This is a genomic window from Rhizobium sp. BG4 (genome assembly GCF_016864575.1).
Taxonomy (GTDB): Bacteria; Pseudomonadota; Alphaproteobacteria; order Rhizobiales; family Rhizobiaceae; genus Rhizobium.
Genome location: NZ_CP044125.1, coordinates 1,601,488 through 1,614,166 on the forward strand (window position 1 = coordinate 1,601,488; position 12,679 = coordinate 1,614,166).

Annotated in this window: 14 protein-coding genes and 1 riboswitch; of the genes, 4 read left to right on the plus strand and 10 right to left on the minus strand. The window is 59.3% G+C overall.

The genetic code is table 11. The features are described from left to right. Positions 1 to 121: 121 nt before the first annotated feature. A complete protein-coding gene (locus tag F2982_RS08360) occupies positions 122 to 946 on the plus strand; it encodes a tetratricopeptide repeat protein (protein ID WP_203429794.1) in 825 nt (274 codons plus the stop codon). A 12-nt stretch (positions 947 to 958) separates the two neighbouring features. On the opposite strand, the gene F2982_RS08365 is transcribed toward F2982_RS08360, so the two are convergent. From F2982_RS08365 to F2982_RS08410, 10 genes are all read right to left on the minus strand, one after another. After that, positions 959 to 1,591, minus strand: a complete 633-nt coding sequence (locus tag F2982_RS08365; RefSeq protein ID WP_203429795.1) for a LysE family translocator — start codon at positions 1,589 to 1,591, stop codon at positions 959 to 961. A gap of 17 nt (positions 1,592 to 1,608) precedes the next feature. Then, positions 1,609 to 1,687, minus strand: a riboswitch (ZMP/ZTP riboswitch). A gap of 35 nt (positions 1,688 to 1,722) precedes the next feature. Continuing rightward, complete coding sequence (locus F2982_RS08370) at positions 1,723 to 2,709, minus strand: type II secretion system F family protein (RefSeq protein ID WP_112714042.1); 987 nt, start codon at positions 2,707 to 2,709, stop codon at positions 1,723 to 1,725. Between the two features lie 17 nt (positions 2,710 to 2,726). After that, entirely contained in the window at positions 2,727 to 3,734 is a 1,008-nt protein-coding gene (locus tag F2982_RS08375; protein WP_112714044.1) for a type II secretion system F family protein, read from the minus strand. Further along, complete coding sequence (locus F2982_RS08380) at positions 3,734 to 5,212, minus strand: CpaF family protein (RefSeq protein ID WP_203429796.1); 1,479 nt, start codon at positions 5,210 to 5,212, stop codon at positions 3,734 to 3,736. The genes F2982_RS08375 and F2982_RS08380 overlap by 1 nt, the downstream gene beginning before the upstream one ends. Before the next feature lie 24 nt (positions 5,213 to 5,236). Continuing rightward, positions 5,237 to 6,517 carry a CtpF protein gene (locus F2982_RS08385; RefSeq protein WP_203430034.1) on the minus strand — a complete coding sequence of 427 codons (1,281 nt, stop codon included), beginning with the start codon at positions 6,515 to 6,517 and terminating at the stop codon, positions 5,237 to 5,239. Between the two features lie 15 nt (positions 6,518 to 6,532). Then, positions 6,533 to 7,213: a CpaD family pilus assembly protein gene (locus F2982_RS08390; RefSeq protein ID WP_246777548.1), complete on the minus strand. Its 681-nt coding sequence runs from the start codon at positions 7,211 to 7,213 to the stop codon at positions 6,533 to 6,535. 62 nt (positions 7,214 to 7,275) lie between these two features. Beyond that, complete coding sequence (locus tag F2982_RS08395; protein ID WP_112714050.1) at positions 7,276 to 8,781, minus strand: type II and III secretion system protein family protein; 1,506 nt, start codon at positions 8,779 to 8,781, stop codon at positions 7,276 to 7,278. Positions 8,782 to 8,791: 10 nt separating this feature from the next. After that, a complete protein-coding gene (gene cpaB, locus F2982_RS08400; RefSeq protein WP_112714052.1) occupies positions 8,792 to 9,604 on the minus strand; it encodes a Flp pilus assembly protein CpaB in 813 nt (270 codons plus the stop codon). A 110-nt stretch (positions 9,605 to 9,714) separates the two neighbouring features. After that, on the minus strand, positions 9,715 to 10,227 hold the full coding sequence (locus F2982_RS08405) for a prepilin peptidase (RefSeq protein WP_112714054.1): 513 nt from the start codon (positions 10,225 to 10,227) through the stop codon (positions 9,715 to 9,717). An 89-nt stretch (positions 10,228 to 10,316) separates the two neighbouring features. Further along, positions 10,317 to 10,505 (minus strand): Flp family type IVb pilin, encoded by a 189-nt coding sequence (locus F2982_RS08410; protein WP_112514234.1) that lies wholly within the window; start codon positions 10,503 to 10,505, stop codon positions 10,317 to 10,319. A 399-nt stretch (positions 10,506 to 10,904) separates the two neighbouring features. On the opposite strand from F2982_RS08410, the gene F2982_RS08415 reads away from it, so the two are divergent. The 3 genes from F2982_RS08415 to F2982_RS08425 all read left to right on the plus strand — a co-directional run bounded on the left by F2982_RS08415 (position 10,905) and on the right by F2982_RS08425 (position 12,624). Next, on the plus strand, positions 10,905 to 11,321 hold the full coding sequence (locus tag F2982_RS08415) for a pilus assembly protein N-terminal domain-containing protein (protein WP_130279337.1): 417 nt from the start codon (positions 10,905 to 10,907) through the stop codon (positions 11,319 to 11,321). Positions 11,322 to 11,401: 80 nt separating this feature from the next. After that, positions 11,402 to 12,043 carry a TadE/TadG family type IV pilus assembly protein gene (locus F2982_RS08420; RefSeq protein WP_203429797.1) on the plus strand — a complete coding sequence of 214 codons (642 nt, stop codon included), beginning with the start codon at positions 11,402 to 11,404 and terminating at the stop codon, positions 12,041 to 12,043. Beyond that, positions 12,043 to 12,624 carry a TadE/TadG family type IV pilus assembly protein gene (locus tag F2982_RS08425; protein WP_203430035.1) on the plus strand — a complete coding sequence of 194 codons (582 nt, stop codon included), beginning with the start codon at positions 12,043 to 12,045 and terminating at the stop codon, positions 12,622 to 12,624. Before F2982_RS08420 ends, F2982_RS08425 begins: the two co-directional genes overlap by 1 nt. Positions 12,625 to 12,679 lie beyond the last annotated feature (55 nt).

Consider the following 12,679-nt stretch of genomic DNA (forward strand, 5'->3'; position numbering starts at 1 on the left):
CGGAATCGTTTTTTAACGGTCTGTTAGGGTTAACAGACTATTGCTGGAGCGAAGATTGCGTCACACCTTTCCCTGTTCCGCTTAGAGGTCAGGCGCCTGTTTCTGAATTCAGGAAAGCGCGATGCCTCGTTCGGCTACCACTCCGTTCAAGAACCGTATCCTCCAGGGGGCCGCTTTGGCAATGATCGGCCTGGCGCTTGCCGGCTGCTCGACCACCAAGGACAAGATGACGACGGGGTCGATCCCGGCTTCGACGCGACCCGTGGAAAGCATGGACGTCAACGAAGTGCGCAGCGCCACCGAGCGCGCGGGCCAGATCTACGAGAAGAACCCGCGCGATCCCGTCAACGGCGTCTACTACGCGACGCTGCTGCGCTCGGCCGGCCGAGACGCACAGGCGCTCGCCGTCATGCAGCAGGTGGCGATCTCCAATCCTAATGACCGCAATGTTCTTGCTGCCTACGGCAAGGCGCAGGCCGCTGCCGGACAGCTGCAGCAGGCGCTCGACACGATCGGCCGCGCTCAGACGCCTGATCGTCCGGACTGGAAGCTGGTTTCCGCTCAAGGCGCCATTCTCGACCAGATGGGCAAGCCGAGCGAGGCCCGCGCCCGCTACCGCGACGCGCTCGACATCATGCCGAACGAACCGTCCGTCCTCTCCAATCTCGGCATGTCCTATGTGCTGACCGGTGACCTTCGCACCGCGGAGACCTATCTGCGACATGCGGCTGGCCAGCCGACCGCCGACAGCCGCGTCCGCCAGAACCTGGCGCTGATCGTCGGCCTGCAGGGACGCTTCTCCGAGGCAGAGCAGATCGCCCGCCGCGAACTTTCGCAGCAGCAGGCAGACGCCAATGTCGCCTACCTGCGCTCGATGCTGTCGCAGCAGAATTCTTGGCAGAAGCTCGCTTCCAAGGACGGCCAGCAGCCGAACAACACCAACTGACGCCAAGATAGACTAGCGCAGCATCATGCCGGAAACGATCAGCCTCAGCCCGAGGCCACCCATGACGAGCCCGGCTGCGCGATCGATCCAGGCTTTCGCGGCCAAATAGGCGCGGCGCGGGCGCTGCGACGAGAAAGCCAGCGCCACGATCGCGTACCATCCAGCCTCGATGGCGAAGATGCCGATCGGCAGGCCGATGATGACGCCAAGCGGAATGACCTTCGGCAGGAAGGCTGCAAAGATGCTGGCGTAAACGATAATCGTTTTCGGATTGCTGAGCTGCGTCAGCAGCGCCGTTGTGAAGCTGCGGCGGATCGACGAGCGGTCGTCCATGGCATCGCCAACCGTCAGTGGCTCTTTTGCGCCCCGCCAGATCCGGTAGGCGATGTAGACGAGATAGGCACCGCCCGCGACCTTTAGAACGATATAGAGCCAGGCGAATTGCGTCAGCAGCGCCGTCAACCCCGCAAGAGCAAGCACGCTGAAGGTGATGCCGCCGACGCCCATGCCGACCGCGGCGGCAAGCCCGTCCAGACGCGAGCGGGAAATGGCAATGCGCGAGACGACCACGAAGCTTGGGCCGGGGCTCATCGCACCGACGAGCATGGCGGCAAAAATACTGAAAAGAATGGCAGCTGAAGACATAGAGGCTCCTTTGTGACCGAAGGTGCCTAGGCGAGCGGCGTAAAGCCCGCGCTCCCCGATGGTCATCCATCTCAATCGCCAGTCACGCGGAGCCTATGGCTAAACCCATTCGCCGAAGCCTTCAAGAGATCTCAGAAGCGATCGGCAACCTGGATACCGGCCGGCCCGAGAATGACGGCAACGAGCACCGGCAGGAAGAACAAGATCATCGGAACGGTGAGCTTCGGTGGCAGCGCGGCGGCCTTCTTCTCCGCCTCGTTCATACGCTCGTCACGGCCTTCCTGCGCCAGAACGCGGAGCGCCTGGGAGATCGGCGTACCGTAGCGGTCTGCCTGGATCAGTGCTTGGGTCACCGAGCGGACGAGATCGATCTGCGTGCGGGTACCGAGATTCTCAAGTGCCTGACGACGATCCGGGAGGAAGGAGAGTTCGGCTGTCGTCAGCACCATTTCTTCGGCAAGGGCCGGCGACTGCTCGCCAAGCTCTTCGGAAACGCGACGCATCGCCGCTTCGATGGAGATGCCCGATTCGACGCAGATCAGCATCAGGTCGAGAGCATCGGGCCAGGCGCGCTTGATCGAGTGCTGACGCTTGCTCATGCGATTGGAGATGAAGATGTTCGGCGCGTAGAAGCCGAGATAGGCGGTGCCGATAACAGCGAGCAACCGGATCGGCAGCGGCTTCTCGATCAGATGGCCGAGGCCGAAAATGTAGAATGCTCCGAGAGCGAGAAACAGGAACGGCAAGAGAAAACGCGCGACCAGGAAGGTGTTGAGGGCGTTTTCAGAACGGAAGCCTGCAGCCTTCAGCTTATTCATCGTGTTTTCGTCGACCAGCGCCTCGCGAAGATTGAAGCGTTCGACGATCTGGCGGACGGAGCGGTTATTCTGCGTTCTCAGCGACGCTTTGCTTGCAGTTGCCTCAGCGTTCAGGCGGGCACGCTCACGCGCGCGGATCTGGTCGCGCTCGCTGGACACCGCACGCATACGCTTGTTGAGGTCGCCACGCTCGAAGAACGGCACAGCAACTGTATAGAGTGTTGCGAAAACGGCGATCGCGACGAGGAGCGCGACCAGCATCGCCGGATCGGTCAATCTTGATGCAAGATCTGAAGACATCGCCTCCGCCCTCTCCGTCAGATATCGAAGCTGACCATGTTGCGCATGACGAAGATGCCGATCGACATCCAGATCGCCGAAGCGCCCATGATCAGGTGACCGCGCGGGTCGGTGAAGAGAATGGTCATGTATTGCGGTGACGTCATGTAGACGAGCGTGGCAACAATGAATGGCAGCGCGCCGATGATCACAGCCGAGGCCTTGGCTTCCATGGACAACGCCTTGACCTTGGCCTTCATCTTTTTACGGTCGCGCAAAACCTTGGAAAGGTTGCCGATCGCTTCTGAGAGATTGCCGCCGGCCTGAGATTGGATGGTGATGACGATCGCGAAGAAGCTCACTTCCTGCAGAGGCATATAATTAGTCATGCGCATGCAGGCGTCGGGTACGCTAAGGCCAACCTGCTGAGATTCGACGACCCGTCGAAACTCTGCCTTCACGGGCTCGCGTCCTTCATTTGCGATCAGCCGGATAGCGTCGTTGAGAGGCAAGCCCGACTTGATCGAACGAACGATGACATCAAGTGCGTTCGGAAACTCATCAAGGAACTTGTTCTGGCGACGCTTGATGAGGAAGCCGAGAATCCAACGGGGCAAACCGAGGCCGGCAATAACGGGTACACCCAATATCACCATCGTGGGAGCGCCAGCGAGGAAGGCGATAAGCGTCAGGAATACGCCAAAACCTGCGCTGAACATGTAGAACTTTGCGGGCGTGATGGAAAAACCGGCCTGGCTCAAACGCGACTTAAGCGAAAGCTTGCGCTTGGAATTTTCCTGCTGCCGTTTTTCGAGATCCTTGAGGTTGTCCTGCACAGATTTGCGGCGCTTGGACATTTCCTGGACGCGGTCGCGCGCCGCCTTGACGTTGGTGCGATCGGTTTCAGCCGAGCCAACACGGTTCACGCGGCTCGCGGCCTTCTTCTCGGTTTCCATCCGGGTGAAGAGAACGCCGTAGCAAACCGCACCCGCGGCAACTGCAACGAGGAGAATGATACCGAGAACGACTGGATCAAGCCCGAACATCATGCCCCCTTCGACTTTGCTTCCATCTCATCGAGAGCAGCGGCCAGGCGCTTTTCTTCGTTATAGTAGCGGGCACGGTCCCAGAAATTCGGCTTGCCGATACCGGTCGACATATGGCGGCCGATCAGGCGGCCGGCGGCATCTTCGCCTTCGATTTCGTAACGCATCAGGTCCTGGGTGATGATGACATCGCCTTCCATGCCGATCACCTCGGTGATCGCCGTGATGCGGCGCGAACCATCGCGCAGACGAGCCGCCTGGACGATCACATCGATCGAACCGGCGATGATTTCGCGGACGGTCTTGGCGGGAAGGCTGAAGCCGCCCATGGCGATCATCGATTCGATACGGCTCAGGCATTCGCGCGGCGAGTTGGAGTGGATCGTTCCCATTGAGCCGTCGTGACCGGTGTTCATTGCCTGCAGAAGGTCGAAAACCTCAGGTCCGCGCACTTCGCCGACGATGATGCGTTCAGGACGCATACGAAGGCAGTTCTTGACGAGATCGCGCATGGTGATCTCGCCTTCGCCTTCGATATTCGGCGGGCGCGTTTCGAGGCGTACGACATGCGGCTGCTGCAGCTGAAGTTCGGCCGTGTCTTCGCAGGTGATCACACGCTCGTCACGGTCGATGTAGTTCGTCAAGCAGTTCAGCAGCGTCGTCTTACCGGAACCGGTACCGCCGGAGATGACGACGTTGCAGCGAACACGGCCGATGATCTGCAGCAGCGTCGCGCCCTCGGGCGTGATCGCGCCGAAGCGGACCAGCTGGTCCAGGGTCAGCTTGTCCTTCTTGAACTTACGAATGGTCAGGGCCGGACCGTCGATCGCCAGCGGCGGCGCGATAACGTTGACACGCGAGCCGTCAGGAAGGCGGGCGTCGCAGATCGGGCTCGATTCATCGACGCGGCGGCCGACCTGGCTGACGATGCGCTGGCAGATCGACAGGAGCTGAGAGTTGTCACGGAAGCGGATTTCCGATTCCATCGTCTTGCCGCCGACTTCGATGAAAGTCTGGCCGGCACCGTTGACCATGATGTCGGCGATGTCGTCACGCGCCAGCAGCGGCTCGAGCGGACCGTAACCGAGAACGTCGTTGCAGATGTCTTCGAGCAGTTCTTCCTGCTCGGAAATCGACATCGCGAAGTTCTTGATCGTGATGATGTCGTTGACGATGTCGCGGATTTCTTCCCGCGCGCTCTCGGCATCGAGCTTGGCAAGCTGCGACAGGTCGATCGTGTCGATGAGCGCGGAAAAGACCTGCGCCTTGGTGTCGTAGTATTCTTCGGTGCGAACCGGGCGCCGGCGCTGCGGCGTCTGCATCGGCGGCGGCGCCACCTGCTGGCGTGCATTCTCCCGGGCAGGCTCGACGAGAACCTGCGGCGAGGTGGATGCCGGTGCGGCAACGGCAACCGGCGGCGGTGGCGCTGCTACGCCGCCAGCCTTTCCGAAACCATCATTTCCGCGTTTTCCGAACATGCCAATTCCAATCTACGCTTTACGTTACTTACCGCGCTTCAGAAGTCCGAGAAGGCCGCCGCGCTTCGCCTTCTTCACGGCGACACGACCAGTGACGATATGCGAAAGCTGCGAGAAGGTTTCCGCGGTCGGCGACTTGGGATCCATTTCCGAGATCATTCGGCCGCTATTCGCCGCATTGCCAAAGAGGTTGATATCGAACGGAATGATCGCGATCGGATCGGTCTCCAGCGGCTCGCAGAAGTCGCCGGGAGCAATTTCAGGACGCTTCGGCATGCCGACCTGATTGAGGATCAGATGCGGCGCCTTGTCGTTCGGACGCAGCTTACGCAACGCGTCGAGCATGTTCTTGGTGTTGCGCAGGTTCGCGAGATCAGGCGCGGCGCAGATCACCACCTCGTCTGCGGCGCTGAGCACTGAGCGCGTCCATTCCGACCAGGCATGCGGTACATCGAGAACCGTGACCGGGGCACTACGCTGCAGCACGTCGAGAACCGGCTGGAATGCGTGACCATCAAAGTCATAGGCGCGGTCGAGCAGCGACGGCGCTGCCAGCATCGACAGATGCTCGGAGCACTTCGTCAGCAGGCGATCGAGAAATACTTCGTCCAAGCGTTCCGGCGCATAGACGGCTTCGGCGATGCCCTGTGTCGGATCCTGGTCGAAATCGATGTTCGCCGTGCCATAGGGAAGGTCGAGATCGGCGAGGATCGTTTCTGTCGCGAACAGGCTGGAGATGCCGAACGCGCAGTTATGGGCGATAGTCGAGGCGCCGACACCGCCCTTGGCACCAATGAATGCGATGCTGCGTCCAAGCGGCTCCGCATCCGGATCGACGAAGATCTGCGCCATGGCCATCATGACGTCAGGCATCGAGACCGGCTGCACCATATATTCGGAGATGCCGTTGCGGATCAGTTCGCGGTAAAGGGCGATATCGTTGTAATAGCCGACGATGACGACCTTGGTCGAGGGATCGCAGACGCTGGCGAGCGGCGCCAGCTCGGCGAGCAGGTTTGCGGCGCTCGCCTTGGTCTCGAGAATGATGAGGTTCGGCGTCGGCGTCGTCTGGAACATGTTGGCGGCAGCGGCGATGCCGCCGCTGGTTATGCGCAGGCTGACCTTGGACACACGGCGATCATTGGCGCAGCGCTCCATGACCTGCTGCAACGCTTCGCTCTCGCAAAAGGCGTGAACCGAGATACGTGGCAGAGGCCGCATATTTTCGAGATCAGCCATGCGAACGGCTTCTTCGGCGTTGCGAAGCTCGGTCGTGTTTGTGATTTCGTATTCGACTGCGCTCATCATTCCGTTCCGTGCTTAGAAGCCAGAGGCGTCGCTCTGTTCGAGAGTCGTGCTGTATCCACGATACTCGGTGATCGCATTGTTGCGGCGCGCTGCATCGATCGGCGTCATGCCGCGCGGCGCAATGAAGTCCTCGGGATTGGCAACCTGCGCCGCCAGGTTGTTCTGATAGGCGCAGCCAAAATTGTAGTAATTCTGATTGTCGAAGCCACCGCCGATATCCTTCGGCCACTGGCCGCATTGGGTCGTTACGGCGGTCGTACCCGTGAAGGTCAGGCGGATGGGTGCCGCATCTCCGCCACCTGCCGCGGCATAGGAGGCGTAGACAATCTTGGAGGTCGAGATACCGCGTGAAGCAAGCTCGGCGCGGACTTGGCCCCGCAGCTGGCTGACCGCCGAGGCGTTGGCGGAGCCCTGCGGCGACATCAGGTAAACCGGGCCGGACGCGCGCGAGATATACATCGTTGCGAAACCGCGAATGAGATCTTTTTGAGCGATGGTCAGCCGGCGATCCGTGGTGGCAACCGGGATATCGACAGCCTGCTCCGCTTCGGTCACGACGATCGGGTGACGCTGCCGGTAATCGTCGGGAATGCCGCCGGTCGTCAGATTGTCGCGCGGCGCCGCGCAGCCCGTGAGAGCGGCTGCAGCCAACAGACCGGCCATAGCCAGCAATTTCGGAGCGCTTGTCTTCATCTGTGTCATACCGGCCACCGCCTGATTGGACTTCATCATGATCGTTTCCAGCTGCGCCGTTCTCATTTGTAGATAAACCCGATGGAGCCATGGAACTGCGCGTCGGCGACCGGCGCCTCGCGACTGCCGTAGACCTTGTTCACACGGTTCATGAAGAAGGCCTGGCCGTCGTTCTCCGGGCTGAAATTGTCGTCCGGACGGTTCAGCTGGTTGCGGGCAACCGGGCGCACCAGGTAGGGCGTCGCAATGATGACCAACTCTGTCTCGTCGCGCTCGACCGTCCGCTGACGGAAAAGCGTGCCGAGCAGCGGGATCTTGTTGACCCCCGGCGTGCCGTTGGAGGTCTGAGAAACGTTGTCGCGGATCAAGCCGGCAAGGGCGATCGAGCCGCCGGAGGGCAATTCCACCGAGGTTTCGGCCGAGCGGCGCTGATAGGTCGGAGCAGAACCCGTCGCCGACGGAGCGGGCTCGGAAACATTGGTCTTGATCTCGAGACTGATGCGGCCCGACGAGAGAACCACCGGTTTGAAGCCGAGATTGATACCATAATTGTAGGGAACGACAGTGACGTTACCGTCATTGTCGGTCGTGGAATACAGAACCTGACCACCGGAATTGAAGGTCGCGGCCTGCCCAGAGATTGCGGTCAACGTTGGCTCGGCGAGCGTTCTGACGACCTTGGCCTGCTCAAGTGCATTCAGGTAGGTCGAGATATCGTATTTCCCGATCGACGACTTGAAGAGCGCTGCGAGACCACCACCAGCGACGGACGCGGCGCCATCGACGGCCGGCGCTCCGAGCTGCGCGACCGTCAGGCCCGATGAGCCGGAAACAAGATTGTCGAAGCCGATCTGCTTGAGAATTTCGCGGCGAACCTCAGCGATCGTCACCTTCAGCGTTACCTGATCCTCGCCCTGGATCTGCAGCAGGTTGACCACCTGCGACTGCTGGCGAGCTTCGGCGAAGAGAGCTACGTCGCCCTGTTGCGCGCTGCTCGATGCCGTTTCCGTCCGCGTCGTCGCTTCGCCACCCTTCAGGAAGGCGCCAGCCAGGTCAGCTGCCTGCGACGCGTCCTGCGGCGTACGCACCGTGCCGGTCAGCACGATGTTGTCGGAAACGATCTCGACATTGATGTTCGAGTCCGGAATGAAGCGCTTCAGATTTGCTTCGAGACCGGAGACATCGCGTTCGATCTCGATATCGAGGCTGACGACTTCCTGGCCGTCAGCGCCAAAGATGAAGATGTTCGTCTGGCCGACCTTCTTGCCGAAAAGATAGATGCGGCGCGACGTGCGCGTCACGGCGTCGGCCATCGACGGATCGGAAACGAGGATATCATGCGCGTCCTCAGGCAGATCGACGACAACCGCCTTGTTGAGGCCGAGCTTGAGGCGGCGATGGGCACCAGGACCGCTTTGCGAGATGCGGACAATGCCGTCGGCATCGGCAAATGCCTTGCTGACGCCGAAGACGGGAGCCATGAAATCCGGCACGAGGCCGGTGATCGCAACCGTGAGCGACATGACAGTGGTGAGCAGAAGCTTGGTGCGCCGTGCGGTCTTGGTCATCTCGATGTCCTCATTCTGCCTTCGGCGCAGCGCTATCGGTCACGATCGATCCCGACTTGATGACCTGAACCAGTGCATTTCCGTTGTCGCCGCTGAGCAGATAGTCCGCCGCGGTGGTATCCTGCTCCTGCGCATCGGCGACCGAACGCAGCGTCAGCGAAAGCCTGTCGGCCATCTGCTGCGCGACAATCAGGACTTTGGATTGGTCGGGGGTCAGCTCCAGCGTCGCGGTCGTGCCGACCACCGCTTTCGAGCCGTCTTCCTTCTCCTGGATCTGTTGGTCGATCGCCAGGACGCGAACGTTGTTCAGCACGTTTTCGGTTATGAACTTGTCGGTGCCCTGCCCCTTGCGAACCATGATGACGTCGACGCGATCATTCGGCAGGATGAAGCCGCCAGCGCCAGTTGCGACCGAAATCTCGGTGGCGACGGCGCGCTTTCCGGCGGGAAGCAAAGCTGAAAGGATGCGGCTATTCGAATCCGCCACCTTTTCAGGGCGTATCGGTTCGCCCTCGAAGATCGGCAAACGGACGACCGCACCCTGCAATTCCTTCAGGGCATCCGGCTTTTCCGTCTCGGTGATAAAGCCCTGGACGACGCCGTCCTGAGGCCAAGGCATCCAATGAACCGTCTTTTCGTCGATTCGCGATCCGACAGCGAGATTGGCGCTGGAGACAAGGACGTTGACCGTCGGTTCCTTTTCGACAACCGACTGTACCTGAGTAACGACGCCACCGCGTCCAGCAAGCTGCATTGCCAGCAGGCCGGCCAGACCGGCGGCGACAACGGCCACTGAAAGTATAAGAAGACGGGCGGGTTTCATCGATCATTCCTCGGGACGATGCATATTCGTCTCGCAGAATGCTCTTGAATTGGTGTAATTATAGTTAACGGAAGCCTTACATTTTAAGTTAACGAGCGTTTAAAACGCCGCTATTTCAGGGCTTCCAAGGTCGCGGTAAAGATCGGCGACGAAGGGAAGGCAATAAATCCACCCGCTGCGATCGCAATGCCGTAGGGGATCTTCTTTGCCAAAATCAGTGAATTTGGAACAGGTACGCCCATCGCAAGGATCGTGTTCGACTGCGTTCTCAGCAACAGGATAGCGAAGGTCAGAAGCCCGCCGAACAGGCCGACAGCCGCAACAAACAGGACCAGAGAGTTTGTAAGGCCGAACCAGAGAGCGGCGGCAGAGAGAAGCTTGGCGTCGCCACCGCCCATGATGTTCAAAGCGAATAGCGCAAAGCAGGCCATGAACACAGCGAGGCCTGCGACGAGCGACAAGCCGATTGCCTCAAACTGCATCCCCACTAACGGAGCCGTCAGCAGAAAACTGAGCGCTAGGACGAGAGACACCCGATTAGGAATGGTCATCGTGAAGAGATCGGACAGAGCCGCGACGGCCAAGCAGAACGGAAAAATCACGAACACGGCTGCAGCAATCATCTACCGATCCCCAAAAAGCAAAAAGGCTCACGTCTTAGGTGAGCCTTCGCAAGGCATGTCTTGCCTATTCCGGCCGCGCTATTCGCGACTTACTTGGAAGCAGCCGTAGCGGCGTTGCTCATCTTCGTGCTCAGGTTCTGGAACACGTTGTTGATGTTGGTGCCGAGGCTCGTTGCGCCAGCGATCAGCGCTACGGAAATCAGGGCGGCGATCAGACCGTATTCAATTGCGGTCGCGCCAGATTCGTCCTTCAGAAAACGGCTTACAAGCTTGGTCATGTGTAACTCCTACTCCAGTTGATGTTCAGCACGTCCGCCAACTGTTTGCCGTTGATCGGATTAGCCCAACCTAACGCGGCGCTGTTTCAATCGGCTTAAAGAAGAGGGTTACCGGGAGGTTAATGCTAAAGTAGACCCACTCATGGTGAGGGGTTTCTTACTGGATATATTACAATTTTATCTATGCGTTAGATGCGCTGCCTCAGCGAGGATTCGAGGCGTTATACTTTAATACATGCATCGTGCCACAACATTACAAGCGCCCGGCCAGAGTGACAAAAGCGTACGATTTCGGGAGGCATTCTGCACCGATCTGACGAAAATGGCGGCTTTTAAGTCTTCATTCACCAATTTTTTCCATGCTGTTGTGAAATTCTGCCGAAGTTCAAAGAGAGTTCCATGTCGTCACGCGGCAAGACCGTTATCATGGCGTGCATTGCCGCCCTTCCTTGGTTCGCAAGCCCGCACTCTTCCCTGGCGGAAGAAGACATGCTGCGCGTTTACATGGATCACGCGCGCGTACTGAAGCTCGATCGCGCCGTCAGCAAGGTCATTGTCGGCAATGCGAAGGTTGCCGACGCGACGGTGGCGGATTCAAAGACGATCGTGCTGACAGGCCGCAGCTTCGGGACAACAAACATCGTTCTTCTCGACGTGGACGGAAATGCCATTCTCGACCAGACGATCCTGGTGTCTATCGATGAAGGCAACACGGTGCGCGTCTACCGTCAAACAGACCGCTCCGTCCTCTCCTGCTCTCCCACTTGCGAACAGCATACGCAGGAATCGGCGACGGCAGCAGGCACAGGCGGCTAACGGCGCTGACGTATCCGCTCCGTTAAATTGTTGCTTCGCTCTGAAACGGAAAATCAACGAACGCGCCCTAGGATCGGCGGATGACAAACTCGCCCCAAAGCGCAGAACCTTGCCTGCAGAAGCAGCTCGCCGTAGCCAGTACGCCGAAGCGCGGCCGGTTTGGAATATTCATGCGCTCCAAGGACGGCTCCGCTGCAATTGAATTTGCTCTGCTCGCCATTCCTTACTTCATGGTGATCTTCGCAATCATCGAGACCTTAGTGGCCTTCGCGGCTGAAGAGTTGGTGTCGAACGGCGTCGATACGATGGCCCGCAAGATGCGCACCGGCCAAATCACCTACAACCTGGGCCGAGCGACCGACGTAAACACCTCAGCAGCCTTCCGTCAGTCCTTCTGCAATGAAGTGTCGATCCTCATTCAGTGTTCAGCTTCCGAAGTGTCCACGCCCAACAAACTCTGGCTCGACGTCAGGACGTTTACGAATTTCTCGGACATGCCGACCACCATTCCGATGAACACAACGGGCCTTGATACGTCCGGCATCCAGTATAGCCCCGGTGGCTCCGGTACGAGGAACATGGTGCGGGCCTATTATAAATGGCAGGTCATCACCGATCTCGTGCGCCCCTATATCACGCCATACAAGACAACGACTGGCGCACGCCTCAACGAATACCTGATCGTTGCCACCGCGGCCTTCCAGAACGAGCAATATCCGTGATGATCCGCGCCTTTCGTCTCAACATCAGATCCAAGCTCATCGAGATTTTCGGCGATCGAACGGGCGTCGGCGCGATCGAATTCGCGATCCTTTTCCCGATTCTCATGATGCTCTATATCGGCGCCTTCGAGATCACGGTCGGGCTCAGCGTCAGCAAGCGCGCGGCTCGATCTGCGGGTTCGGTTGCCGACATCGTAACGCAGCAGCAGAATGTCACCAAAAGCTCGCTTCAACAGTTCAGCAACGTGGCAAATGCCATCTTCGCGCCGTTCAATACATCACAGATGCAGATCAAGTTGACCGGCATCACGATTGACGCGAGCGCCAACGCAAAGGTGCTCTGGTCTTGGCAGAATAGCTCCACGACCGCACCCTATGCAGCAAACTCTTTTGTAACCGGCGTTCCGTCCGACATGCAGAAGGCAAGCAGCTTCCTGGTGCGCGCCGAGTTGAGCATCCCCTACCAACTCTTCGCCTTCACTCCTGCCTTCCTGCCCGGCAACATGCAAACCCTGACGATCAGCCGGACCTATTATTACCGCCAGCGTCAAGGCGACAATATCCCCTGCGGCGACTGCTGAGCCCTGCCCTGCAATTTGCCAAGCAAGCACGGGCGTTATATGCCTGAGCGCCATC

Coding starts and splice junctions, on each gene's coding strand:
- F2982_RS08360 (WP_203429794.1), top strand. CDS start 122: ATGCCTCGTTCGGCTACCACTCCGTTCAAGAACCGTATCCTCCAGGGG.
- F2982_RS08395 (WP_112714050.1), bottom strand. CDS start 8,781: ATGACCAAGACCGCACGGCGCACCAAGCTTCTGCTCACCACTGTCATG.
- F2982_RS08420 (WP_203429797.1), top strand. CDS start 11,402: ATGACAAACTCGCCCCAAAGCGCAGAACCTTGCCTGCAGAAGCAGCTC.
- F2982_RS08380 (WP_203429796.1), bottom strand. CDS start 5,212: ATGTTCGGAAAACGCGGAAATGATGGTTTCGGAAAGGCTGGCGGCGTA.
- F2982_RS08385 (WP_203430034.1), bottom strand. CDS start 6,517: ATGAGCGCAGTCGAATACGAAATCACAAACACGACCGAGCTTCGCAAC.
- F2982_RS08415 (WP_130279337.1), top strand. CDS start 10,905: ATGTCGTCACGCGGCAAGACCGTTATCATGGCGTGCATTGCCGCCCTT.
- F2982_RS08425 (WP_203430035.1), top strand. CDS start 12,043: ATGATCCGCGCCTTTCGTCTCAACATCAGATCCAAGCTCATCGAGATT.
- F2982_RS08405 (WP_112714054.1), bottom strand. CDS start 10,227: ATGATTGCTGCAGCCGTGTTCGTGATTTTTCCGTTCTGCTTGGCCGTC.
- cpaB (WP_112714052.1), bottom strand. CDS start 9,604: ATGAAACCCGCCCGTCTTCTTATACTTTCAGTGGCCGTTGTCGCCGCC.
- F2982_RS08390 (WP_246777548.1), bottom strand. CDS start 7,213: ATGAAGACAAGCGCTCCGAAATTGCTGGCTATGGCCGGTCTGTTGGCT.
- F2982_RS08370 (WP_112714042.1), bottom strand. CDS start 2,709: ATGTCTTCAGATCTTGCATCAAGATTGACCGATCCGGCGATGCTGGTC.
- F2982_RS08410 (WP_112514234.1), bottom strand. CDS start 10,505: ATGACCAAGCTTGTAAGCCGTTTTCTGAAGGACGAATCTGGCGCGACC.
- F2982_RS08375 (WP_112714044.1), bottom strand. CDS start 3,734: ATGTTCGGGCTTGATCCAGTCGTTCTCGGTATCATTCTCCTCGTTGCA.
- F2982_RS08365 (WP_203429795.1), bottom strand. CDS start 1,591: ATGTCTTCAGCTGCCATTCTTTTCAGTATTTTTGCCGCCATGCTCGTC.